At 61.4% G+C, this 22,235-nt stretch carries 24 protein-coding genes; 13 read left to right on the top strand and 11 right to left on the bottom strand.

The window, feature by feature from the left end:
- Positions 1–50: 50 nt before the first annotated feature.
- Together uvrA and BMX07_RS14585 are read right to left on the bottom strand one after the other, a co-directional pair.
- Positions 51–3,014, bottom strand: a complete 2,964-nt coding sequence (uvrA, locus tag BMX07_RS14590; RefSeq protein WP_090618764.1) for an excinuclease ABC subunit UvrA — start codon at positions 3,012–3,014, stop codon at positions 51–53.
- 422 nt (positions 3,015–3,436) lie between these two features.
- Entirely contained in the window at positions 3,437–3,751 is a 315-nt protein-coding gene (locus BMX07_RS14585; protein WP_245742121.1) for a DUF7344 domain-containing protein, read from the bottom strand.
- A gap of 350 nt (positions 3,752–4,101) precedes the next feature.
- Between BMX07_RS14585 and BMX07_RS14580 the strand changes: the two genes are divergently transcribed.
- The 3 genes from BMX07_RS14580 to BMX07_RS14570 all read left to right on the top strand — a co-directional run bounded on the left by BMX07_RS14580 (position 4,102) and on the right by BMX07_RS14570 (position 6,691).
- Positions 4,102–4,605: a P-loop NTPase family protein gene (locus tag BMX07_RS14580; RefSeq protein ID WP_090618758.1), complete on the top strand. Its 504-nt coding sequence runs from the start codon at positions 4,102–4,104 to the stop codon at positions 4,603–4,605.
- Between the two features lie 114 nt (positions 4,606–4,719).
- Positions 4,720–5,649 (top strand): ribonucleotide-diphosphate reductase subunit beta, encoded by a 930-nt coding sequence (locus BMX07_RS14575; RefSeq protein WP_090618756.1) that lies wholly within the window; start codon positions 4,720–4,722, stop codon positions 5,647–5,649.
- Between the two features lie 250 nt (positions 5,650–5,899).
- Positions 5,900–6,691, top strand: coding sequence for a hypothetical protein (locus tag BMX07_RS14570; RefSeq protein WP_090619914.1), 792 nt, complete (start codon positions 5,900–5,902; stop codon positions 6,689–6,691).
- 168 nt (positions 6,692–6,859) lie between these two features.
- Here BMX07_RS14570 and BMX07_RS14565 read toward each other — a convergent pair whose 3' ends face one another.
- Entirely contained in the window at positions 6,860–7,114 is a 255-nt protein-coding gene (locus BMX07_RS14565) for a hypothetical protein (RefSeq protein WP_090619912.1), read from the bottom strand.
- A 173-nt stretch (positions 7,115–7,287) separates the two neighbouring features.
- Here BMX07_RS14565 and BMX07_RS24550 point away from each other — a divergent pair, with 173 nt between their 5' ends.
- The gene (locus BMX07_RS24550) at positions 7,288–7,437 is read left to right on the top strand and encodes a DUF7557 family protein (protein WP_175480163.1); all 150 of its coding nucleotides are present in this window, start codon (positions 7,288–7,290) and stop codon (positions 7,435–7,437) included.
- 165 nt (positions 7,438–7,602) lie between these two features.
- Positions 7,603–8,019: a universal stress protein gene (locus tag BMX07_RS14560; protein WP_090618754.1), complete on the top strand. Its 417-nt coding sequence runs from the start codon at positions 7,603–7,605 to the stop codon at positions 8,017–8,019.
- Between the two features lie 88 nt (positions 8,020–8,107).
- On the opposite strand, the gene BMX07_RS14555 is transcribed toward BMX07_RS14560, so the two are convergent.
- Together BMX07_RS14555 and BMX07_RS14550 are read right to left on the bottom strand one after the other, a co-directional pair.
- Positions 8,108–8,827 (bottom strand): helix-turn-helix domain-containing protein, encoded by a 720-nt coding sequence (locus BMX07_RS14555; RefSeq protein ID WP_090618751.1) that lies wholly within the window; start codon positions 8,825–8,827, stop codon positions 8,108–8,110.
- A 211-nt stretch (positions 8,828–9,038) separates the two neighbouring features.
- Positions 9,039–10,154 carry a lipid II:glycine glycyltransferase FemX gene (locus BMX07_RS14550; RefSeq protein WP_090618749.1) on the bottom strand — a complete coding sequence of 372 codons (1,116 nt, stop codon included), beginning with the start codon at positions 10,152–10,154 and terminating at the stop codon, positions 9,039–9,041.
- A 350-nt stretch (positions 10,155–10,504) separates the two neighbouring features.
- Between BMX07_RS14550 and BMX07_RS14545 the strand changes: the two genes are divergently transcribed.
- The 3 genes from BMX07_RS14545 (at position 10,505) to BMX07_RS14535 (ending at position 11,788) form a co-directional block, all read left to right on the top strand.
- Positions 10,505–10,981, top strand: coding sequence for an Lrp/AsnC family transcriptional regulator (locus BMX07_RS14545; protein ID WP_090618746.1), 477 nt, complete (start codon positions 10,505–10,507; stop codon positions 10,979–10,981).
- Entirely contained in the window at positions 10,974–11,297 is a 324-nt protein-coding gene (locus BMX07_RS14540) for a HalOD1 output domain-containing protein (RefSeq protein WP_090618743.1), read from the top strand. Before BMX07_RS14545 ends, BMX07_RS14540 begins: the two co-directional genes overlap by 8 nt.
- A 101-nt stretch (positions 11,298–11,398) precedes the next feature.
- A complete protein-coding gene (locus BMX07_RS14535; RefSeq protein WP_090618741.1) occupies positions 11,399–11,788 on the top strand; it encodes a DUF7522 family protein in 390 nt (129 codons plus the stop codon).
- A gap of 288 nt (positions 11,789–12,076) precedes the next feature.
- Here BMX07_RS14535 and BMX07_RS14530 read toward each other — a convergent pair whose 3' ends face one another.
- From BMX07_RS14530 to BMX07_RS24545, 3 genes are all read right to left on the bottom strand, one after another.
- A complete protein-coding gene (locus BMX07_RS14530) occupies positions 12,077–12,379 on the bottom strand; it encodes a hypothetical protein (protein WP_394328395.1) in 303 nt (100 codons plus the stop codon).
- The gene (locus tag BMX07_RS14525; RefSeq protein WP_175480162.1) at positions 12,321–14,282 is read right to left on the bottom strand and encodes a carbohydrate-binding protein; all 1,962 of its coding nucleotides are present in this window, start codon (positions 14,280–14,282) and stop codon (positions 12,321–12,323) included. The genes BMX07_RS14530 and BMX07_RS14525 overlap by 59 nt, the downstream gene beginning before the upstream one ends.
- 243 nt (positions 14,283–14,525) lie before the next feature.
- Complete coding sequence (locus BMX07_RS24545; protein WP_175480161.1) at positions 14,526–14,684, bottom strand: hypothetical protein; 159 nt, start codon at positions 14,682–14,684, stop codon at positions 14,526–14,528.
- Between the two features lie 830 nt (positions 14,685–15,514).
- Here BMX07_RS24545 and BMX07_RS14515 point away from each other — a divergent pair.
- A complete protein-coding gene (locus BMX07_RS14515; protein WP_090618734.1) occupies positions 15,515–16,759 on the top strand; it encodes an RNA-guided endonuclease InsQ/TnpB family protein in 1,245 nt (414 codons plus the stop codon).
- Positions 16,760–17,327: 568 nt separating this feature from the next.
- On the opposite strand, the gene BMX07_RS14505 is transcribed toward BMX07_RS14515, so the two are convergent.
- Positions 17,328–18,485, bottom strand: a complete 1,158-nt coding sequence (locus BMX07_RS14505; protein ID WP_090618730.1) for a Fic family protein — start codon at positions 18,483–18,485, stop codon at positions 17,328–17,330.
- Positions 18,486–18,869: 384 nt separating this feature from the next.
- On the opposite strand from BMX07_RS14505, the gene BMX07_RS25185 reads away from it, so the two are divergent.
- Genes BMX07_RS25185 through BMX07_RS25665 form a run of 3 tightly spaced genes read left to right on the top strand, consistent with a single transcriptional unit; the run spans position 18,870 to position 19,867 of the window.
- Positions 18,870–19,025 carry a hypothetical protein gene (locus BMX07_RS25185; RefSeq protein WP_245742120.1) on the top strand — a complete coding sequence of 52 codons (156 nt, stop codon included), beginning with the start codon at positions 18,870–18,872 and terminating at the stop codon, positions 19,023–19,025.
- On the top strand, positions 19,026–19,517 hold the full coding sequence (locus BMX07_RS14495) for a hypothetical protein (RefSeq protein WP_090618727.1): 492 nt from the start codon (positions 19,026–19,028) through the stop codon (positions 19,515–19,517).
- Positions 19,517–19,867, top strand: coding sequence for a hypothetical protein (locus tag BMX07_RS25665; protein WP_175480160.1), 351 nt, complete (start codon positions 19,517–19,519; stop codon positions 19,865–19,867). Before BMX07_RS14495 ends, BMX07_RS25665 begins: the two co-directional genes overlap by 1 nt.
- A 16-nt stretch (positions 19,868–19,883) precedes the next feature.
- On the opposite strand, the gene BMX07_RS25660 is transcribed toward BMX07_RS25665, so the two are convergent.
- On the bottom strand, positions 19,884–20,192 hold the full coding sequence (locus BMX07_RS25660; protein WP_394328394.1) for an RNA-binding protein: 309 nt from the start codon (positions 20,190–20,192) through the stop codon (positions 19,884–19,886).
- Positions 20,193–20,446: 254 nt separating this feature from the next.
- Positions 20,447–21,454 (bottom strand): tyrosine-type recombinase/integrase, encoded by a 1,008-nt coding sequence (locus tag BMX07_RS14475; protein WP_090618724.1) that lies wholly within the window; start codon positions 21,452–21,454, stop codon positions 20,447–20,449.
- 491 nt (positions 21,455–21,945) lie between these two features.
- Here BMX07_RS14475 and BMX07_RS23845 point away from each other — a divergent pair, with 491 nt between their 5' ends.
- Complete coding sequence (locus tag BMX07_RS23845; RefSeq protein ID WP_139210917.1) at positions 21,946–22,206, top strand: helix-turn-helix domain-containing protein; 261 nt, start codon at positions 21,946–21,948, stop codon at positions 22,204–22,206.
- The last annotated feature ends 29 nt before the right edge of the window (positions 22,207–22,235 follow it).

Raw genomic sequence — 22,235 nt, 5'->3', positions numbered from 1 at the left:
CAGCCGCTGTCCGAACAGTCCGCCGTCGGGAGCGGATATAACGCCCCCCCTCAGTCGTCGTCCATCGGCGCACTCACGGGTTCGACGCGCTCGCCGCGGGGTCCCTCGAGGTCGACCTTCGGGAGCAGGTCTCGCAGATACCGACCGGTGTGAGAGTCCTCGAGACGGGCGACGGCCTCCGGCGTGCCGGTGGCGACGATCTCGCCGCCGTTCTCGCCGCCTTCGGGGCCGAGGTCGATGATGTGGTCGGCGTTTTTCACGAGGTCGAGTTCGTGCTCGATGACGACGACGGTGTTGCCGTTGTCGGTCAGCCGGTGGAGGACGTCGATGAGTTTGCGCTCGTCCGCCGAGTGCAGTCCCGTAGTGGGTTCGTCGAGCAGGTAGAGCGTCTCGCCGGAGTCCTTCTTGCCGAGTTCCTCGGCGAGTTTGATCCGCTGGGCCTCACCGCCGGAGAGGGTGGTCGAGGGCTGGCCGAGTTTCATGTAGTCGAGTCCGACGTCTTTCAGCAGCTTCAGTCGGCGGCGAATCTGGCTCGAGGACTCGAAGAACTCGTAGGCCTCCTCGACCGACATCTCGAGGACGTCGGCGATGGTCTTGCCCTTGTAGGTGACGTCGAGCGTAGCGTCGTTGTAGCGAGCGCCGTCGCACTCCTCGCAGGGGACGTAGACGTCGCTCAGGAAGTTCATCTCGATCTTCACCGTTCCCTGCCCGCCGCACTCCTCGCAGCGGCCGCCCTTGACGTTGAACGAGAACCGCCCCTTCTCGTAGCCGCGCTGTTTCGCGAGCTTCGTCGAGGCGAACAGCTCCCGGATGTAGTCGAAGACGCTGGTGTAGGTCGCGGGATTGGAGCGGGGCGTCCGGCCGATCGGCGACTGGTCGATCAGTCGGACCGTCTCGATCTGGTCGAGTCCCTCGAGGGCGTCGTGGTCGCCCGGAATCACGCTCGTGTTGTCGTTCATCTCTCGAGCGAGACCCTTGTAGAAGACCTCGTGCATCAGCGTGGACTTCCCGGAACCCGAGACCCCGGTGATCGCCGTAAAGCAGCCGATCGGGATGTCGACGTCGAGGTCCGACAGGTTGTGCTGGCGCGCTCCGCGGATCGTCAGCGCGCCCGCCGGGTCCCGTCGCTCGTCGGGGACCGGAATCTGCCGGCGGCCGGAGAGGTAGTCGCCGGTGACGGACCCCTCCGTTTCCATGACCTCCTCGACGGAGCCGTTGGCGACGACCTCGCCGCCGCGCTTGCCGGGACCGGGACCCATGTCGATGACGTTGTCCGCCCGACGCATCGTCTCCTCGTCGTGTTCGACGACGAGCAGGGTGTTCCCGAGGTCGCGCAGTTCCTCGAGCGTGTCCAGCAGCCGATCGTTGTCCCGCTGGTGGAGCCCGATCGAGGGCTCGTCGAGCACGTAGAGGACGCCGACCAGCCCGGAGCCGATCTGCGTGGCGAGCCGGATGCGCTGGCTCTCGCCGCCCGACAGCGTCGAGGCCTCGCGGTCGAGCGTGATGTAGTCGAGGCCGACCTCGCACATGAACCCGAGCCGGGCGCGGATCTCTTTGAGGATCTCCTCGGCGATCACCTTCTCGCGCTCGGTGAGGTCCGCTTCCATCGATTCGAAGTGGTCGCGGGCGTCCCCGATGCTCATCGCGTTGATCTCGGTGATCGAGGCGTCGTCGACCAGTACGGCGCGGCTCGCGGGCTTCAGCCGGGTGCCGTCACAGGCCGGACACTCCGTGACCGACATGTAGTCCTCGATGTGCTCCCGCGTCGAATCGGAGTCGGTCTCGAGGTACCGTCGCTCGAGGTTCGGAATGACGCCCTCGAAGCGCTTTCGCTTCCGACGAGTGCCGTTCTTGGTGTGGCGTTTGAACAGGACCTGCCCGTCGGTGCCGTAGAGGAACGCCTGCCGGACGTCTTCGTCGAGCGCCTCGAAGGGGGTCGACAGCGAGACGCCGAAGTGTTCCGCGACGGCGTCGAGGCGGGTCTGATAGTACGAGCGGTTGTAACTCCAGGGCTCGAAGACGTGCTTGAGCGGTTTGGACTCGTCCTGGAGGACGAGGTCCTCGTCGACCTCCTTGGTCTCGCCGAGGCCCTCACACTCCGGACAGGCACCGTGGGGCGAGTTGAACGAGAACGAGCGGGTCTCGATCTCGGGGATGTCGATCCCGCAGTGCGTACAGGCGAGGTCCTTCGAGAACTCGACCACGAAGCGGTCGTTCTCCTCGGTCTCCTCGCCGAGCGCACCGGTCCGGCGGGCTTCCTCGCCGAGGTCTGCGGCAACTTCCTCCGAGGCGTCCGGGAGGATGACCTTCAGGACGCCCTCGGCCTCGTCGAGCGCCGTCTCGACGCTGTCGATGATGCGCGGGCGGTCTTTCGCCGAGACCTTCACGCGGTCGACGATCACGTCGACGGTGTGATCGAAGTTCTCGTCGAGGTCGGGGTCGTCGAGCGTGAGATCGTGTTCCTCGCCGTCGATCTCGACCCGGGCGTACCCCTCCGAGACGAGTTCCTCGAAGAGGTCCTCGAAGGCCCCCTTCTGGTCGCGGACGACCGGCGCGGCGAGTTTGACCTTCGTGTCCACGGGGAGCTCGAGGATGCGCTCGACCATGTTCTGGGCCGACTGTTCGCCGACCTCGCGACCGCACTCGGGACAGTGGGGTGTGCCGACGCGGGCGTAGAGCAGTCGCAGGTAGTCGTGTAGTTCGGTGACCGTCCCGACCGTCGATCGGGGATTGTTCGCGGCGTTCTTCTGGTCGATCGAGATCGCCGGCGAGAGACCCTCGACGGTTTCGACCTGCGGCTTGTCCATCTGTCCGAGGAAGTTTCGGGCGTACGCCGAGAGGCTCTCGATGTACCGGCGCTGGCCCTCGGCGTAGACCGTCTCGAACGCGAGCGAGGACTTGCCCGACCCCGAGAGGCCGGTGACGACAGTGAACGCCTCGCGGGGGATCGTCACGTCGATGTCCTTGAGGTTGTGTTCCTCCGCACCGCGGACGTCGATGTACTCCTTGCTCATCGTTCGATCGCACGTAGAGACTGTCTCTCCTGTCGACGCGGTTCCAGATTCATTGTATCTGAGTCAGTGGCCGGAAGGACTTAACGAGTCTGAAAGGCCAATGGAATGTTACCAGTTACCAACCCGTGTCGTCCCGTCTCCGACGCGGTCCTCGAGCGCTCGAGTCCGGTCCGAACCTCGAGTCGACTCCGACCAGTCGTCCGCTGAACGTTCACGCGCCGTCGCACCGACTGCGCGACCCTTGTTTCCAGCTAAGAGCGAGCAATACGGAAGGCCGAACGCTCAGTACAGGTGGCGGCCTCGTCATTCACCTCTGCGTCGCTGTGATGATCCGGGTGAACGATCACGCTATCCGTTAGTCCGAAAATAGACGTACCGGTTGGGCCACTTTTTGGGGTGGTATCCACCTGTACTTAGCGGTACTACAACCAGTCATCCGAGAGTTCGTCTTGGTATTTTATCATCATCTCCAAGACCGGTCTGATTTCGTCAAATTCCGGTCCCTTCGTCACCTCGTGATTTTCTCTGTCCCAGTTGACGAATCCATAATCTTCCAACAGTGGAAGATGTGTGTGCTTCATCTCGATACGCAAGTTCGACAACTCCTTCTCGGTCGTATCCACAGCGCCAGTATACACTTTCGACTCATCTTCCGGATTATGCTCCAACATGTGTATTAATAATCGCCGTCGTTGGACATTCGAAACTGCTTGAAAGAACCTGTCCACGGTTGACATTATATACGAGATGTACCGTGAGAAGTTATAAGCGCAACATTTTCACGCAAATAGTTTTTATGAGTAAGTGAGTGACACGCTGCCGAACGCGTTCAGGGTGTGGATCTACCGAACGGCTGGGTCATTGGCTGTGGTGCGAAACGAACGGCGTCGTCGTGCTGCACTCCTCCGCTGTCGTCAGCATGCCGGTTTTAACAGTAATCGGAGCGATCGAGTGCCTCCGGTAACTGCTTCACCTGTACTGAACGATTCGTCGGGTCCGATCGCGACTACGCTCGAGGCTGCGTGCGCGGCCCCGATGACCAACGCCCGGACCAAAGTGACTTCGGCCGGCAGCCCCAAGGACGACCATGAGCGAGGACGCCGCGGACGCACTCGCGGTCGGCGAATTCGTCGAGTACTGTCGCACGCAGGCCGGGCTGCTGTCGGGACGGGTCGAGACGATGGCAGCGGAGGCTGACGATCTCCTCGACGAAATCGATCGGGAGATGGCCGAAATCCGATCGCGCCTCGAGGCGCTCCCGGACGAGGTGGCGGGTCCCGAAACCCCGTCGACCGCCGACGTGCCGGACGCGAGCGAGGTCGATGTCGCGGCGATCGAGGAGCTACAGGCGGAACTCGAGGAGAAACAGCTGCTCGTCGAGGCCAAGCAGGCGCGGATGCAGGCCTTTCAGGACCTGGCCGCCGGCTATACCGAGCTCGCCGAGGAACTCGCGTCCGATGTCGACGACGGACAGACGGCGCTGACTCGCGTCGTCGAGTTCGAGGCCGACACGGACGCGCCGGTGTACTTCGACGAGCGGCAGACGATGGTCGAGGCCGCGGCCGAGTCGGTCGATTCGAGGGACGAATAGCGGTCGAGCGCACCGACAACGAGGCGTCGCTCGTGGGGGTGTTCCGCGGACCTGCACCCCTGATAGTGATACTCACCCGAACCTTCATTGGAGATCGTGTTATAGTGTCAACACATGCCGATCGACTACAGCGAGCGCGAGAAATCGTACGAACTCTACCGAAAGGGCAAACAGGAGGGCACGTGGGACCCCGACGAGTACGACCTCGAGGGGGATCGAGCCGACTGGCAGCAGTTCTCCGAGGACGAGCAACACCGATTCCTCGCGACGTGTTCGGGATTTTACGACGGCGAAGAGGACGTCACGCGGACGCTCGCGCCGTACATGATGGCGCTGGACGCGCTGCCGAACGAGGAGATGCCGTTCGACACGGTCCAGGAAGAGATGTACCTGGCCCAGCAGGTCTACGAGGAGGCCAAGCACACCGACTTCTTCAGCCGCTACTTCGAGGCCGTCTTCGGCACGCAGGAGACGGCACCGTACCGCGAGGGCGGCTATCAGGAGCAGGGGTACAGTACGGACGATCTCTACGACACTGCGGACGAGCTACGAGCGGCGATCGACAGCGGCGATCGGACCGAACTCGTCTACGCGCTCGGCGAAGCCTACCTGAACTACATGGGTATCGTCGAGGCGCAACTCGCCCGCGGCGGCTACCTCAGCTTCGACCAGATGATCGAACTGAAGGCCGAGGAGATGAGGCGAGACGTCGTCCTCGAGTCGTTCCAGGATGCCATCGGCAAGGTCCGTCAGGACGAGACGCGCCATATCGAAAACGGGCGCTGGGTGATGCGCAAACTGGCCGACGCCGAACCCGACATCGTCGCGGACATCTACGAGCCACGCATCGAGGAGTACGTCGAGAACCGGCTGCTCGCGGATCCGCTCTACGACGACCAGCCGTTCGACGGCTACGACCAGCGGGCGATCGGCAACCGGGTCACCCAGTTCCTGCAGGACACCGTCGACTACATCGGTGCCGACCGGTTCGAGCGCTACGGCGACGTTCGGGCCACCCTCGAGGAACGACAGGCCGCCGACTGACGCGGCCGCGCTCGACGCCCTCGGTTCCACCCTCTACAGCGACTCGAGCAGCGCGTCCACGTCGTCCCGTCTGTTGAACGCGTGGATCGCGCCCGGAGCCGATACCGGTCGAACGACGACCCCCCGGTCGTCGATTCGCGTCGGCAGCTCGACCTCCGGGAGCGCGAATTTGGCGCTGGTCCTCGTCCGCTTCCCGACCGGTGGTAACAGGGGTGGGTGCTTATACCGGCTCGGCTGTCACGTTCACCCGATGGTGTCCACTCGGGTTCCGTCGATCGCGTTCGATGCCGGCGATCCGGCCACGACGGTCGCAATCGGGCGGCTGTTCGCATATCTCGCGATGGGCGTCGCAGCCGTCGTGTTGCTCTACTACGCGACGATTTACGTCCGCGAGGTCCTGGCAGTCGAGGCTGGCACCGAGCAGTGGTACCTCCTGATCGGGATCGGTGCGGCGGTCGTCTACGCCGCCGCCGGCGTCGGCTCACTGCTGCTCGAGCCGGACTGGATCGGCCGGTTCGCCGACGGCGCGATCCTCTTTTTCATCCTCTTTCTCGCGCTGTCGATCCGCGCGATGTACCACGAGCAGCCGACCGCGGGCGATCGGACCCGGCTGTTGCCCACGTGGGCGGATTACGTCGTCATCGGCGGTTTCGTCGTCGCCTGGTGGGGTACGTTTCTGGTCGAGAGCTCCTCGACCAGACCGGTCGTCGCGATCGGCTGGGTCGTCACCTCTGCGTGGGCGGTGCTCTACGCCGTCCGCGCCGTCCGCGTCCACGAGGGAACGACGTTCGCTGCGCTGACCCGCCACCTGCTGCCGGCGATCGTCTGCGTCACCGCCGTCGTGTTCGTCGATCTGGTGACGAGCTACGCGAACGGGTACGGTGCGCTCGCCGACGCCGCCTGGATCGTCGGAACGACGCTGGTCGCTGCGTTCCTGTTCGACACCGCCGTCGCGATCCGCCAGCAGGGCGGCGAACTCGAGCGGCTCTACGACTGGACCACTTGGCGAGAACAGTCGTTCGACGACGGCACCCTCGAGTAGGACGGCCGCGAGCGGGGGGCACGTCGTCCCGGTGTGACTGCGGGATGTGTTCCTCGCGCTTCGCACGGGGTCGGCTCCGTCCCGGGTGCTGGCTCTCGCGCCACACCGACGCCGCGGCTCGCTCGAGGTCGTGCCCGTCACCGATCGCGGAACCACCGGTTCGAGGCGTTAGCGCTCGCCGCGAAGAACGTCCTCGTTGTCGACCCGCTCGAGCATGTCTTCGGTGACGGCGTAGTCCTCTTCGTCTTCCCGCTCCTTGCCGAGCGACACGAGTAGCTGTTCCGCGAGGCTGGGCTCTAGATCGACGGCGGCCCTGTCGTTCTCGACCTTCGCGACGATTCCGAGCTGTTTCCCCTCCGTGTCGACGACCGTCTTGCCGACGTCGTCGTCGGTCAGTGGTGCAGTCGTCGTCGGTTCTTCCACGACATATCGGGTAACCGATCGGCCGTCCCGTGCCTGCGTCGTCGCGTCGTGCGGCGGTCGTGTGTCGGTCGACCGATCGATCCGCGTCGGCTGCACACGCGCCCCCGGACTATTTGCCGCTGGCGGTCGACGGTACAGCCGACGGGTCCGACCGTGTGACTCTCACCACTACCATGACACAGACACTCGAGATCAGCGACGACCTGATGGACCGACTCGACAGCCACCGCGAGGAGGGCCAGTCACCCGAGGAACTCATCGAGGAACTGGTCTCGATGTACGAGACGGAAGGGGCGTTCCTGCAGGAAGGCTACTCCGAGTAACCCGCGTACGGGGCTCGGGAACCGCGTCGTCGCCGGCCGATTCGCGCCGCGAGTCCCGGCGTCCGCGCCGGAGCGGTGCGGGTCGCGATCGATTGCGAACCGACCACGGTTCACTGACTGTGTGTGATGATGACACTCAAGTAGCTGCTCCCCGTACCGATCGGTATGCACCTGCTGGTCGCGCTCGACGACTCGGAGCCGGGGTGGGCGGCGCTCGAGTTCGCGTGCACGGAACATCCCGACGACGAACTCACGGTCGTCCACGCCGTCGACCCGACCGACAGCGGCTACGGGGAGGTAGCGCACCTCGGACCGAGCGGGTTGCTCGAGCGCCAACGGGAAGCGGCCGAGGAACTGCTCGCGGCGGCCGAAGACCGCGCGGTCGATCACGGCTGCTCGCTCGAAACGGAGACGATCGTCGGCCAGCCGGCCGACGCGGTCGTCGACTACGCCGCGACCAACGAGGTGGATCGGATCGCCGTCGGGAGCCACGGCCGAACCGGATTCTCGAGAGTATTACTGGGGAGCGTCGCCGAGCGGATCGCTCGACAGGCACCGGTCCCGGTAACGATCGTTCGGTAGCGATCGACTCGAGCCGTCGCATCGGTACCCGATCGGCTCCGCGCTGGGCGCGCACTGCGTGCGCCGCCCGACGGGACGAATCGATCGCCTATCGAGAGGGGCCGGTCCGTGTCGGATCTCGCTCGGGATCGGTCTTTGGATGCCGGTCACCGCCGATAGCGAGCGTCGACATGAGACGCGCTTCGATCCGCCGGAGGTGCTGTCCCACGGTCCCCGCGCAGCAATCCAGACGAGCGGCGATCTCCTCGTAGGTAACCTGTCGTGGCTCCTCGTAGTATCCCGCTTCGATCGCGACGCGCAACACCTCTCGCTGTCGATCCGTCAGATTCGCGAAGGCCCGTTCCTCGGACGGGTCGTAGTTGCCCAGCCGTTCAATTTCGACGTCGACGATCGCCTTCGTCTCCTCGATGACGCGACGTAACGACTCCTCGCGACCGATCTCCGCGACGCGAAGGCGTCGCTTCTCGGGCCCTGTATACTCGAGCGGATACTCCAGCAACACCGCGTGTCGACGGTGGATGGCGAGGAGCTTCCGCGTGAGATCGCTCGGTCGATAGTGCAATTGGAGAATCGTCGTCTCGCCGGCGTCGGTGAGCTGGTAGTCGACGAGCACCGGCCCCGCGTTCTCGAATGCGCGCCGGACGGTGGCCGGCTCGCCGCGGATGACCATCTGCGTGATGATCGTCCCGTCGTCGAGCTGATCGATGTCCTGGATGGATTCGAACGTGATACCCAGTTCACGGAACCGCTCCGCGCCCGGATCGAAGTATCCTCGGTCGGGTGTGATAACGTATGTCACATATCGCATAGCGCCGAATTACAGTATTCTCGTAAAAAACAGTTATGAATTGCAATCAGTTAATTGAACGGTAAAAATGAGATGTTTAACCATCTCGACGACGATTCTATCTCGTACTGGCAGGCGTTTCCCCGCTCCCACCGGCCATCAGCAATCCGTTCTGGCCGGCTGATCACGGCAGGCCACGACGCCGCGATGGCCGACACGGATACCGGTCACATCAGGTGTAGTACGGCCAGTACAGCGCTCGACCGGCCTTCACGAGCGGCCAGAGGGGACTGCAGCCCCGCTCCCAGACGAGCACCGGCACGGCCCGGCCGCCGAACCCCTCCTTGAACCGGAACACGCCGTCTTCGAAGTCGGTGTTCGTGCTCCCGAAGTCGTAGGTTTCGTACCCGTTCTCGATCCCCCACTGGAACACGTGATCGTAGAGGAGCTCCGACGCGTGATCGTCGAAGTACTCCCGCGGAACGGCCGCGAAGAATCCGTGCACCGAATCCTGTTCGGTATCGAGCACCTCGAGCATCCCGCCCGCGTACTCGCCGTCGATCCGAATCGTCAGCAAGAGGAGCCGCTCGGCCATCGGCTGCAACCGTTCGAAGAAGGAAAACGGATACACATCGCCACCGACCCGGTCCATGACGCGTTCGTACGTCCGATGGAACCGCCGCAGGTTCTCCCGCGTGATCTCCTCTTCGACGATCTCGTAGTCGACGTCCAGTCCGTGTTCGATCCCCCGTCGCCGGCTCCGACTCATGTCCGCGCGGATCTCGTCGTGCCCTTTCGTGAGGTCGAGCAGGAACCGACACTCCCGTCGGTAGGGCCGATACCCGTGCGACTGGAGCGCGTCGTTGTACCGCAGATAACTCATGTCGAGCCCGCGGATCTGGTGGACGATCGTCTTCCCGCGACAGCGGTTCGGGACTTCCTCGAGCACCCGCTCGAGCGACTCGTCCGTATCCGTCGGTAGCAACGGTCCGCCGAAGCCCGGATAGAGCGACGACAACCGATCGAACGGCGTCTTCTCGATCCCCACGACGAAGTTCGGCATGCAGCCGATCGTATTCCCGTCTTTCGTGACCACCAGGTGTTTCGGCGTGTACTCGAGCCCCCGCTCGATCGCGTCGAGCCACTCGTAGCGATGAAACACGCTGCCACGACTCGAGCGGTCGACGATCCCGTTCCACTGGTCTCGTCCCACCTCTCGTACCGTGTCGACGACGGTTACCTCGAGACCCGATCCCTCGGTTCGGGTCGACCGTCCGTACTGATTCGAGAACAGCGACCCGATTCGATGGAGCCTCGAGCGAGCGTTGCCGCCGGTCTTTTGTGCCATTATCCGATAGCAACAGGTGTTTCCTATTTGGTAGTCCGTCCATTCCGTCCGAGTGTCGGTACCGTAACGACTCCCAACTGATGTCGCGCCGTAATCATCGAACGGTAATCACCGGGTACCGTCCCGCCCGAGCGACGCTCGCGTCGTATCGAGCCGCATTACCGTCCATTCGCGCTCCGCTCCCGTCCGGCGTACCAGTGACGGGTGATCGCCGGCTCCCGAATTGCTCATTCCACAGATAATGGCGAGGAAAAAACTATTTTCATCGCATATTTTGCGGTATTTGTAGAATTAATCCGGTAAAGTGCGAAAAAGACAAGAGACGGGAGAACATCTTCGAAACCGAACAAATGGACCTCGATGAGACGAACAAAGCCGTCCTCTATCTGCTCCAGCGAGACGCGAGAGGGCTTACTACCAGAGAAATGGCCGAGGAAATCGGTGTCTCGGCCAGTACGGTACGGAATCGGATCGAGCAACTCGAAGCGGAGGGTATCATTCGCGGCTACTATCCGATCGTCGATTACGACAAAGCCGGGCTCCAACTGCACGTCCTCTTTATCTGTACCGCGCCGAATCCGAAACGCGAGGAACTGGCGCGAGCGGCTCGAGACGTCAGCGGCGTCGTCACGATCCAGGAGGTACTCAACGGACAGCAGAACATCCAGATCGAGGCCGTCGGTACGGAAACCGACGATATCGCACGCGTCAGCGACGAACTCTCCGCTATCGGCCTCGAGGTCGTCAACTCGAAGATTCTCAAGAGCTTCCACAAACAGCCGTTCGACCACTTCGGTAAACAGATCGTCGACGACAGGAATGAGTGACCGCATCGGCCCGATCGACTACGACATCGAGTCGAACACCTACCGCGTCCGCTACGATCCGACTGCAGTCGCCCCGAGCGTCGCCGTGACCACGGCGCTCGAGGCGGTCATCGAGTGCGACCCGGCGGAGCTCACGCCGCTCTACGAGGTCATCGATCCGGACGGACTCGATACCGTGTTGCAGCCGTCCGGGCCGATGCAGCATCGGCGAGAGCTGACGGTTTCGTTTCGCTACCGAGAGCTGCTGGTTACCGCCTCGGGGGACGGCCTACTCGAGATCGAGCCGATCGTTGACGGATGCTCGAGCGAGCGGTGAGGCCCCCGCCTCGACAGTCGATCCGTCGGCATGTGTAACTACAGCATGGACGGTTCTCACAGTCGATCTTTTTATGCCGGGAGACGAGTCTCACGTAACCAATGACTGGTCACGTCGACGTTTTTCGAACCATCGAGGGGACATCACTGCGCTTCGTTGTGACGGTTGACGCACTCGAGTATACGCTCGATTTCGTCCGGGACGACCTCGAGGACGCCTACAGCGAGCAGGATCTCGATCACGCGTACAGGAATCTAATCGCCAATCAAGTGTCGGCCGACGATTTCAAGCACAGTCTCGAGCTCGGAGCCCTCGAGTGCCAGATCCTGTTCACCGATGTAAATATCGGTTTTCTGTTCCCCTCTTCCCGATACAACGGGCTCTTCGTGGCGTTCGACCGACAGAAACCGTTCCCGGTGCTCGAGGTCGTCGATCGGGCCAGCACGATCCCACATCTGCTCGTCGATACCGATACCGAGACGGAAACCTGAGAACCACGGCACCGCTTCCGCTCGTCGGTCGACTCCGCATACCGTCGACTTGCTCTCTTTCACTCACAGACTTCGACTTCCGTTTCGAACTCCCGTTCGATGGGTAGACCTCCCCTCGAGCAAACTCGAGGAGGGTGCGATGTTCGACGAGTCCACTTCTTGCCGTCGCTTCGCTCGTTCAGTCGTAGACTCGTCAGGACGGTCGAACCTCGGCGACTCGTAGGTGATCGCAAATCGCCCGCCGCGGGCGTGAGCGGCTGCAGGTCGTCACTCGTCGCGATCACCCTGTCAGTTCTCGGCGAGCCCGAGCGCGCTCATCGGACCGTCCTCGAGGTCGTCGCGTTCGAACAGCCGATCGGCGATCGCGGTCTGCAGCGCGGTTACCGAACGGATCCGCGGCTCGGTGTCCGGGACGTGGTGATCGTCGACGCGCGCGGCCAGCTCGTCGACCGCGTCGATCGTCTCACAGGGAACCGCGTTCGGATAGCGGAGCTCCGTCGCGATCCCCTCGAGTGCGAGATGGATCGGGCGCTCACTCGAACTTGATCCGGTTGAGATTGTACCCCATCTCCTCCGTCGTGACGCGGACAACGTGCTCGCCAGCTTCGAGATCGGCGGTACCCACGTGGACCGTCGTCCACTCCTGCCAGCCACCGGTTGGACCGAAGCTCGCCGTCGCGACCGACGACCCGTCCACAGCGACGGACAGCTCCCCGCCATCGTACGAGGAACCGCCGGCGACGCGTGCGTAGATGTCGTACGTCCCGGTGCTTTGCACGTCGACCGTGTACTCCAGCCACTCGTCGGAACGGATCCAGGCGACGTTGTAGCCATCCTCGGTCGACTCGTGGATGTCGACGTTAGTGTCCCGGTAGACACTTCCCTCGTTCCCCGGCGTCGAGTCGCTGTAGGCGACGCCCGATCCGCCTTCGTCGAAGTCTTCGGCCTGGATCGTTCCGGGAACGGGCCAGCCAGTCGTCCGTCCGTAGGGCGACTGGTTCCGGATCGCAAACCAGTTGAGGTTGTACCCCAGCTCCGACGACGTGATCCGAACGACGTGCTCGCCAGCCGAGAGGTCTGCGCTACCTACGTGAACCGTCGTCCACTCTTGCCAGCCACCAGTTGGACCGAAGCTCGCCGTCGCGACCGGCGACCCGTCCACATCGACGGAGAACGACCCGCCGTCATGTTTGTTGGGGCCGGCGACGCGTGCGTAAATGTCGTACGTCCCGGCGCTCTTCACGTCGATCGTGTACTCCAGCCACTCGTCGGAGCGTATGTAGCTGATGTTGTAGCCGTCCTCGGTCGACTCCTCGATGTCGACGTTGGTGTCCCGATAGGCACCGTGCTCGTTGCCCGCTGTCGAGTCGGTGAAGGAGGCCATCGAGCCACCCTCGTCGAAGTCTTCGGCCTGGATCCGTCCGGGAACGGGCCAGCCGGAGGAGCGGTTGTAGGGCGATTGCGTCGGCTGGGAGCCGCCGCCCCCCGGCGCCGCGTACTGGAGGAACGTCTGCGAGAACTCGTAGGTCTTGATGCCCGGCAGCCCTGAGTCTCCCACAAGGGGATAGTCCCCCGGTTCACCCGGCCGATCGCGGTTCAGCGCCCACGGGGCCATCATGCCGAGTCCCTTGTCCGCAGCCCAGCGGGCTAGCTCGTCGGCCTCATCGGGGTGCCCGTTGGCCTCATAAGGGTGGAAGTAGTCCTCCTTGTTGATCTGCTTGCCGAGCAGCGGGCAGCAACCGAGCATCTGCCACAGTTCGGTCGCACTCTTGCCGGGATACCACTGTCCTAGGATGTCGTGGGTCTTCGTGAGACGCGACTGGATCTTGTCGACGGTGGTGGGCTGCAATCCATGCGTCATCAAGGTCAGGTACTCGATGTCGACGCCTACGTCGACCGCGTGCTTGACGTAGTCCTTGACGTTGATCCAGTCGTCGTACGGTGTGTTGGTGAGGCCCTCGGGGTGCGACGGAACCGTGTAGCCCACCGAAACCTCCGGGCGCCGATTCTGGAGTTTGACCAGCGCCTTGTTGCGGCGTCGCCGGTAGTCACGCAAATCCGCGCTCTCGTCATGTCTGTACTCGTCGTTGATGTCAAAATGAGTCACCCCCAGTTCGTCGACGATCTTGAGATAGGCGTCGACTACCCCCTCGACGGTCGAACGGTCGAGGGCCATGGTCCGTGTGTCGTACCCACCGACCGAGATCGAGACCGTCACCCCCTGGGCTTGCAGGTCCCTCACGAGATCCGCGCGGGAGGCCGGGAGGTTTTCCGTGTCGTGCCAGACCGGCGCGCCATTGCCGTCGCTTTTGATGTTCGCGAGATGGATTCTCGAAACCCCGGCCTTGGCCGTCTCTTCGCGGGGGTCGTAGACTCCCATCTGGAAAAACGGCGCGTACTCGTAGCTGGTCGTTGCGCCACTGGCGGGGACGCCGAACGCGGCGGTCGCGGCCACGCCCGACGCAGCCCCGAGGAACCGCCGACGGTCGAGCACAGCCCCTTCGGCGTCTGCTGATTCATCTGATCGATCGTCCGAACCCCTATCACTTTCGTCAGAAGGTGGAATCATCTTCTGGACCTCCCGACCAATATATTATAAATTTGTTGTTTTAAATTAATTTTGTAATAAACAGATATTTCGATAGTGTACCGGGGGTGAGGCCGTCACGGCGACCAGCACGACTTCGGCGCGGGACACGGCGAACTCGGTGAGGGAGCGGAAATCGGAGCGCCAGCGTCACGCGATCCGGCGATCGGAGCTCTCGATCACCGGCCGGCAGCGCGACACCGGCCCCCCGAGCAGTGCCACTGTGTCCGCATAGCCCACGTCGTCGCCGTCAGGGTCTGTAGGCGGAGTCGAGTCGTCGCCGACGGTCAGCACGTCCGGGTCCTCCACGTGGCGCTCCCGTCCGCAGTCGCGACCTCGAACGAATCCCCGTCCTCGTCCTGCAGCACTTGACAGTCACTGAGATGGTCGTTGGGGTCACACGTCGACGAAGTCCGATCTCCGATTTTGCACATCGAGCTCGAGTCGGGATGTGTAAGATCGACCTCGAGCAGTGACGATCGCCGCGGGACTAAGCAGGCGAAGATTTTGATCGACTCCGTTTCCTACTCAATCTACTCGGGTCTGCCTTTCCGGTCCTGACTCGCGATCAACTGGAGTGCTACGTATAGAATATGCAAGGACCGAAGAATTCCCTTGAGAACGGCTCTGAATGGAGTTTAGGATGTGTGCAACGGTTCGTTACAGAATCGGCAGGTATCCCTGTTGGCTTCTTCTTTGGCGCGACAATTGGGACACTCCACGAGGTCCGTCACTTGGGTCGTCGTCTGGGTTGCCACGTCTGCCTTGTCACGTCCGATATTAAAGTAGAGCAACAGCCCGACAATACCTCCAAAAACCACCGTAAGACTCCACAACAACGCATCGTGCGAACTGTTGGTTGTTGCATCGAACCCGACCCAGATGCTCACACACAGCCACACGAATCCGAGTATCGCCACGAGCGTTAAATACACAGCCAACGTTACCGAACAGAGACTAATAATTCTACTGTGAAGACGTCGTATTTCAGCATAAATCGAGGTGGAGCCTCCGACCTCAAGGAGCGAGTACAGCGAGCGAGTAGGTCGGAGAGGAAACCGACAACGGACGACACAACCGCACGACGGTAGCTACCTGACTCCCAAGCGCATAAGTACCGTCGAGTAATTATCTGAAATATGGAGGTGCGTCGAACCACGCCGGTCAAACTCGTTGTTCCCGATGAGCGGCGCGACGACCTCCACGAATCCGCGCGACAGTTCCTTCACTGTGCGAATCGTGCCGCCGAGTTCTGTTGGGACGACGACTCCTCCACGAACTGCGTTACGGCGAACACAACCGCACGAGACGCGCTCTATGAGGACCTCCGAGAGGAAACCGATCTCACCGCGAACCTCGTTCAAGAGGCCATACGACGTGCCGTACAAGCGACGAAAGGGTGCGTCGAACGGTGGAAACAGGGCAAGCGCGTGAGCCAGCCGGAGTTCACGTCGTGGAGTATGCTCTACGATAAGCGAAGTGCCACATTCTACCGGAACAAAGTCTCACTCTCGACCGTCAACGGGCGCGTCGAGTGCGATTTTGAACTCCCAGCGGATAGCCCGACTCCCTACGAGCGGTACGTTCTCTCGGAGGACTACGAGTTCCGGGCGAGCACACTGCAATACGACGAGGTGACCGACGAGTTCTACTTCCACATCACGACGCGGAAGTACGATACCGACGAATCCGAGGTTTCGGAAGATTCCGAGCACCAAACAGTTCTTGGTATCGACCTCGGCGTCAACAGCCTCGCAGTAGCTTCGACCGGCACGTTCTGGCAGGGCGACGAATACGATCACTGGTGCCGCGAGTTCGAGAAGCGGCGTGGTGAGATGCAACAGCGCGGCACGCAAGCCGCGCACAACGCGGTTCTTCGCCTCGGAAAGCGCGAAGAAGCGTGGCGGAAACAGTACATCCACACGGTCGCCAACGAGATTGTTTCGGAAGCCGTCGAGAACGGATGCGACGTGATCACGTTCGAAGACCTAACGGACATCCGCGAGCGACTTCCACAGGCGAAGTGGCACCACATCTGGGCGTTCCGACGCCTCATCGAGTACGTCGAGTACAAAGCGCCCGAACAGGGTGTCACCCTAAAACAAGTTGAGCCGAACCACACGTCCCAACGCTGTTCTCGAATGGACTGTGGGTTCACTCACGAATCGAACCGTGACGGCGAACACTTCCATTGCCAGAAGTGTGGCTACGAGGTCAACGCAGACTACAATGCAGCGAAGAATATCGGGCTACGCTATGCCCGAAAGCGAAAACACAGACTCCGTTCCTCGCCCAAGTCGGGGAGCGGAGACGCACCAGTAGACGTGCGTGTAAATGGTGGGACGTTGAACGGCGAGAGTTACCAACCTACTGTTGGCGACTGATTGCCGGGAGTCCACATCAAAGCCCCACCCTCAAGGACCGAGGCGCGTATGCGCCGAAGGAGTAGGGTAGGGTAGTTTACCTGCGGCAACAACCTCGAGAAGGTCCGCGGAATCGTCGAGTATCCCGCCAGCGTCCACAAGATCGACGCCGAAACCTGTCCACGGACGCTGCCCGGTGAGCTGCTCGTCGATGGTGAGCCGTCACACTCCGTCGACTCTGTGGCGACGCGGGCAACACGATCGGCTCGGAATGAATCTGTGCGGACGACACAACGCACCGACGCATCGACTCGCGCGATTGGACGGTCAAGAGTACGTACTACGAGAGCGGCCGCGGCCGGATCAACCATCCCTTCGACTAACACACGATGCGCATCGATATCTCACTCCGTGGGAGCAAAACCGATCAGTTTGAACGGATTCAAGAGTACCTCGAGGATCGGCGCGGTCACGAACGTTCGCGGGCCGGTGTCGTGGGGGCCTTGATGGCGGATTCGAGCAGAACCTCGAGGACCCCGTGCCGGTTCCGTTCGACGACGTAGTGGGAAACGAACCTCCTCTCTCCGAGTTAGTGATCCGGCCGTCTCTCGAGGACGTCGAAGATGTCGATCGCTTTGTACTCTTGATTCCGCTGTTTGCCAGTCGTCTCGACGAGAATAGCGTCGGAAACTAACTCCTCGATGGCGTTGTACGCGGTTTGTCGACTGACATCGAACTCCGTTTGGACATCGTTGGCAGTGAAGTACGGCATGTCGAAGACGCCCCGCGCGAGGCGATGGCTCGTTTTCTGGTGTGGATACCGCTGTTCGTAGTCGCGCCGGAGTTCCATCAGTCGCTGTGTCCGCTCGTACGAGTCCCGCGCCTGTACCTCGATCCCTTCGATGAAGAACGTGATCCAATCGCGCCAGTCCCCGGTTTCGCTCACGGCACGCATTTTCTCGACGTATTCTTGCTTATTGCGATTGAAGTAGGCGCTCGGATAGAGATACGGCTCGCTCAGATACCCCTCAGCGCAAAGCTGTAAGACGACGAGAACGCGGCCAAGACGGCCATTCCCGTCCTCGCAGGGATGAACCGTCTCGAACTGATAATGTGTAATCGCGAGATCGACGAGCGGGTGATATTGGCCGCCCATCTGGATATACGTCTCCAGAGAGTCCATCAGCTCGGGAACCGATTGGTGCGGCGGGGGAACGAACGGTGGTTGGCTGGCGTACGGAGAGGGGAGGTGGACATCGGTCGTCCGCCATTCTCCCACGACCTCACCTTCGTTACGAACGTTTTCGAGGAGCAACTCGTGAAGCGACTGGAGGAGTTCGAGCGTTATCGGTTCGCCCTGTTTGATCGCGTTGAATCCTTCTTGAAGGGCGCGCTCGGCATTCAGGACCTCCTGCAAGTCCCGACTCACGTCGACGGTCTCGTCTCCGCTGGTCCGCGTGTGATGGGCGTATACCTCGTCCACGTCGACATCGGCACCTTCTATCTCGGCGGTCTCGACGGCCTCGAGCCGGACGAAGGACGTATAGAGAACCGGTGAGAAATCGACGGTTGGACTGATCCCGTCGATTCGGCCGAGCTGAAAAGACGCATCGGCGATGAGCTCCGTGAGTTCGTCGTCGACATCGATCCGTGTCGAGAGGGGGAGCTTGTCCGGAATGTAGTACGGATGTGGATGGGACTTGCGATAGTGCCCGGGTGCCTCTGCTGGAAGTTCTCGAGTCCGCATTTGACTATACCACGAACCCCGGCCTGTTAATCATATCACCCTTAAATTGATTTGACTACTGGCGTTTGAGATGGATCTGATCAAAATACGAGGCGGGAGTTTTGGAGAACACGGCCCCTATCCACCGACGAACGTGGACCGACCATCAAATCGATCGGACTACAACAGCGGTTGACTGCAGATCACCGCAGACCGCCACCAGCTACGTCGCTGACTGCGGTTCTGGCGCGCTCTTATATCCAAATTCGGCCGGTTGGTCGGACTCATGGCGATGAATTTCGATCAGGCCACGCAGGCTCTGACTGACAGCGACGTGTGGATGGATGTCGGCTTCGTCGCGGGCGGCTACCTCGCGCCGTACCTCGTCGAACGGCAACGGGCACGATGCTCCCGTCGGAGATCTTCGGCGTCGGCGGGATGGCCCTCGGTGAGATGGTTGTCGACAATCGCGCGTTCACCCTCGGGTCGGGCGCGTTCGTCGTCCGCGAGGCGGCCGAGCGGTTCAACGCACAGGGCATGATCAACGAGGTGCTGGCGTAGATGAGCCTCTCGCTGTACGCCGCGCTCGGTGATACTTCGAAGTACGTCACCACCCAGACCAACATCACCGACCAGCTGACGCCGGTCCTCTCGATCCGGCCAAAGGACGGCGTGGGCGTTCTCATCCGGAACGCCGTCAACGTCGGGGACAAGTCTGGCCTGCCGATCTACGGCAAGTTCCGGGATTCGAACGGCAACCCACTACCGGCGAACACTCGAGTCGCGCTCGGCTACGAAGCTCCGACCGACGAGAGCATCCAGGTCGTCTCCGACCCGAAGGCGACGATCGCGAGCTACATCAAGAATAGCGTCTCCGACCAGCAGGACGACCGGAAGGTCGACGCGGTCAAGCACCAGCTCAAGGGCAGCAAGCTCGAGATCCGGGACATCGACGACGCGTACATCCTCGTCGACTCGTCCGAGCAGATCGACCACACCCAGAGCGAGATCTACTTCGAAGAGTCGGCGCTCTCGGAGGTGGATCTCGAGTAATGGCGATTGAAGATCAACTCAAGGCGGCCAACTGGGTCCCCGGCAGCGTCACCCTTCGGGAGTTCATGACCCAGCCGGGCACCGCCGACGAGGAGAGCATCGTCGCCGAGATGGAAGGCACTCGTCCGTTGCAGCTTCGAGACGACCCTGACAGTGAGCTCCGGCTCGTACTGACGGCCTACGAACACCACACCACTGACGACACCGCCGACAACACGGAGACGTTCGAACTCGAGAGCCCGACGACGCAGGACCTTTTGCTGTGGGAAGATGGGGCGGTTGTCGATTCCGACTTCAAGGGCTTGATGAAGGTCGAGAACGGCACTTTTTGGCGTGTCGTTGCTGAATAGCTTGTTCTTTGCAGTCTCAGGTCGTACTCGTGGCTCGGTTTGTACCGAGCGTGAGCGCGGTCGTGAAGAATGCGGTCCGCTTCAGCGACCCGCTCATCGTCAGGAAGCACAGGCTGGGGACCGACCGATGTACCTCGCCCTCGAGCCCGAGCGCACAGTAGTGGACGTCCTCGCCGTCTCTGAGCGTGACCTTGTACCCGAACCGTCCGAATGATTGGATCAGCGCTTCGCGTAGGTTCGATCGAACCCATGATCCAGTCCGCTCGTCGCGTTCAGTCAGACAGTCGAGGGATTCCTTGTCCGGGGGGTTCTGGAACGTACTCACGCAAACCACCCCGATTTCCTTCGACCTAATCGCAGGACAATGCCGACCCGGTTGATCCGGATGGCAGAACTCAAAATTTTGCCCCGTTCTTCACAAGATAGGCTCTGAAGTAATTTATCTTGTCGAGCGCCAGCGATGCGACTTAGTGGATAGTTCGAAATGTCAAAACAACGGAATGGACTCGTCGGGAACCGTAGCTTCTATTGATATGAACCCCGGTTACCATTCCATCGGATTGCGATTTCATTATTATATTATTCCGACAGGTGTTCTTTCCGGACGGCCATTTTTTCGCGCGAACTCCGGGCGTCGTAGTGGCGATACAGCACGTCCAACGAGACGTTCATCCGCTCGGAGACGATCTCCGGTGGCGTGCCCTCGTTCAGATGGGTTGTGATCGCTCCGCGACGAACCGCATGCGGCGACCGCGCCGACGGGCACTTGGCGGGGACACTGGCCTGGCCGAATGCCTCGCAGATCTCGGGGTTACGTGCGTGCGGGCACTCTCCGTAGTGGCAAGGCTGGGTGATTCGATTCACTGCGTCGGTGATCGTCGTCACGTGTGGGCGACCCTGTATGGTCGTTATCAGGGGCTCCCGGCCGTGATCGTCCACCTTGTCGTGACGATTCGTGTTCACGTAGTCCTCGAGCACCTGATAGCTGACCGGTCCGAGCCAAACCCACCGCTCGCCCTTCTCGCCGTTCTTCAGTGGCGTATCGGTCTCTGGACGATGTTGGAGTTCGAGCGCGTGGTCGTCGGGCCGGAGATCGTCAAGATCCAGCGATCGGAGCGCACCGCGTCGCATCCCGGTTCGCCAGAGAAGGAGCAGTATCACGTGGTCCCGACTTGCGTAGTCGAACTTGTCCATGTGATCCAGCGCGGTCTCGGCGGCCTCCGGCTCGAGCATGATATCTCGAGCCTCAGCCCCGTCGGGGAGTTCGGGCGCGTGGACTTTCTCGTTGAGCCCATCGCGGACGGCTTCGATGTCCGCGCAGAACGCCAGGAACTCGCGGATGGCGCTGAGGTTCTTCTGGAGGGTGATCGGTTTCACCTTCGATCGGCGGTACGCGACGAACTGCGAGAGGTCGCGTCCCGTGAGGTGATTCAGGTTGTCGATCTCGTTGTCCGAACACCACGCCACGAACTGCTCGAGCGTGGTCTGGTTGTTCCGATACGTCGATTCTGAAACGCCGGACTCGCGGTGTGCGAGGAACCGCTTCATCCCCTCGTGCGGGGACATGGGCTCGAGGTCGTCGCTCATCGACTCACCTCGAGCGTGTTGGGGCGATTACAGTATTCGGTACTCTTACCGTAGTGTAGCGTGCATTCGGGCATGGTCTCACTGTTATGGGACCGCGGACGAACCGCGCACGCCGTTGTGTAGGAGCTGGGGCGTGCGCGGCTGCTGTCCGTCGGTGATTTGTAACGACTGTTCGGTGTGGTATTAAGCATAACCGAGCGGTTTCCGATACTTCCGAAACCGCCGGACGGCGTCCATCGAGCGGGGGCTTTATACCCCGAATGTGCGTTGTCGTTCATGCTTCCGTAGCCTGCTTACGGAAGCTTCTCGCGGACCCGGTGGCCCTAACACCGGTCCGCTACCTTTCGGGACCTATGAGAGTCAGGTCCGCGTGTAGCTTCCGTTGAAGAACATGTGTGAGCCACAGGGTAATAAATTTGAGCCAGAACTGACTCAATTGAGCCTAATATAATCAGGCGGATTTTATATCATTTCTGTGGGTTAGGACAGTTATGGTCAATGAGGACTGGCAAAACAGCGCAACAGACCCAGTCCTCCGTCTTCTCTATGAGGCGGGAATTGCCGTGTCTCCAGGGGCAATTACGCTAAACCTACAGTATCAACTAGAACGTCCACCATCAAGGTCAACGGTCACAAGAGCGATTGAAGGTCTAAGTGATCAGGGGCTTATAACCAAGATGGATCCCGAGAAGCCATATTATACTCTAACAGAAGAAGGCGAAGAGTACGCGGAAAAGAATATCTCGGTTTAAAAGATTCCGTCCTCCAAATCGAGTATGGA

This window comes from Natrinema salaciae (genome assembly GCF_900110865.1).
GTDB lineage: Archaea > Halobacteriota > Halobacteria > Halobacteriales > Natrialbaceae > Natrinema > Natrinema salaciae.
The sequence above is the reverse complement of the archived record's forward strand: the minus strand, read 5'-3'. Positions and strand labels throughout refer to the sequence as shown.

Coding starts and splice junctions, on each gene's coding strand:
- BMX07_RS14495 (WP_090618727.1), top strand. CDS start 19,026: ATGAGCCTCTCGCTGTACGCCGCGCTCGGTGATACTTCGAAGTACGTC.
- BMX07_RS14545 (WP_090618746.1), top strand. CDS start 10,505: ATGGACCTCGATGAGACGAACAAAGCCGTCCTCTATCTGCTCCAGCGA.
- BMX07_RS14505 (WP_090618730.1), bottom strand. CDS start 18,485: ATGCGGACTCGAGAACTTCCAGCAGAGGCACCCGGGCACTATCGCAAG.
- BMX07_RS24550 (WP_175480163.1), top strand. CDS start 7,288: ATGACACAGACACTCGAGATCAGCGACGACCTGATGGACCGACTCGAC.
- BMX07_RS14555 (WP_090618751.1), bottom strand. CDS start 8,827: ATGCGATATGTGACATACGTTATCACACCCGACCGAGGATACTTCGAT.
- BMX07_RS23845 (WP_139210917.1), top strand. CDS start 21,946: ATGGTCAATGAGGACTGGCAAAACAGCGCAACAGACCCAGTCCTCCGT.
- BMX07_RS14580 (WP_090618758.1), top strand. CDS start 4,102: ATGAGCGAGGACGCCGCGGACGCACTCGCGGTCGGCGAATTCGTCGAG.
- uvrA (WP_090618764.1), bottom strand. CDS start 3,014: ATGAGCAAGGAGTACATCGACGTCCGCGGTGCGGAGGAACACAACCTC.
- BMX07_RS25185 (WP_245742120.1), top strand. CDS start 18,870: ATGCTCCCGTCGGAGATCTTCGGCGTCGGCGGGATGGCCCTCGGTGAG.
- BMX07_RS14550 (WP_090618749.1), bottom strand. CDS start 10,154: ATGGCACAAAAGACCGGCGGCAACGCTCGCTCGAGGCTCCATCGAATC.
- BMX07_RS25665 (WP_175480160.1), top strand. CDS start 19,517: ATGGCGATTGAAGATCAACTCAAGGCGGCCAACTGGGTCCCCGGCAGC.
- BMX07_RS14570 (WP_090619914.1), top strand. CDS start 5,900: ATGGTGTCCACTCGGGTTCCGTCGATCGCGTTCGATGCCGGCGATCCG.
- BMX07_RS14540 (WP_090618743.1), top strand. CDS start 10,974: ATGAGTGACCGCATCGGCCCGATCGACTACGACATCGAGTCGAACACC.
- BMX07_RS14560 (WP_090618754.1), top strand. CDS start 7,603: ATGCACCTGCTGGTCGCGCTCGACGACTCGGAGCCGGGGTGGGCGGCG.
- BMX07_RS14515 (WP_090618734.1), top strand. CDS start 15,515: ATGGAGGTGCGTCGAACCACGCCGGTCAAACTCGTTGTTCCCGATGAG.
- BMX07_RS14535 (WP_090618741.1), top strand. CDS start 11,399: ATGACTGGTCACGTCGACGTTTTTCGAACCATCGAGGGGACATCACTG.
- BMX07_RS14575 (WP_090618756.1), top strand. CDS start 4,720: ATGCCGATCGACTACAGCGAGCGCGAGAAATCGTACGAACTCTACCGA.
- BMX07_RS14475 (WP_090618724.1), bottom strand. CDS start 21,454: ATGAGCGACGACCTCGAGCCCATGTCCCCGCACGAGGGGATGAAGCGG.
- BMX07_RS14585 (WP_245742121.1), bottom strand. CDS start 3,751: ATGTCAACCGTGGACAGGTTCTTTCAAGCAGTTTCGAATGTCCAACGA.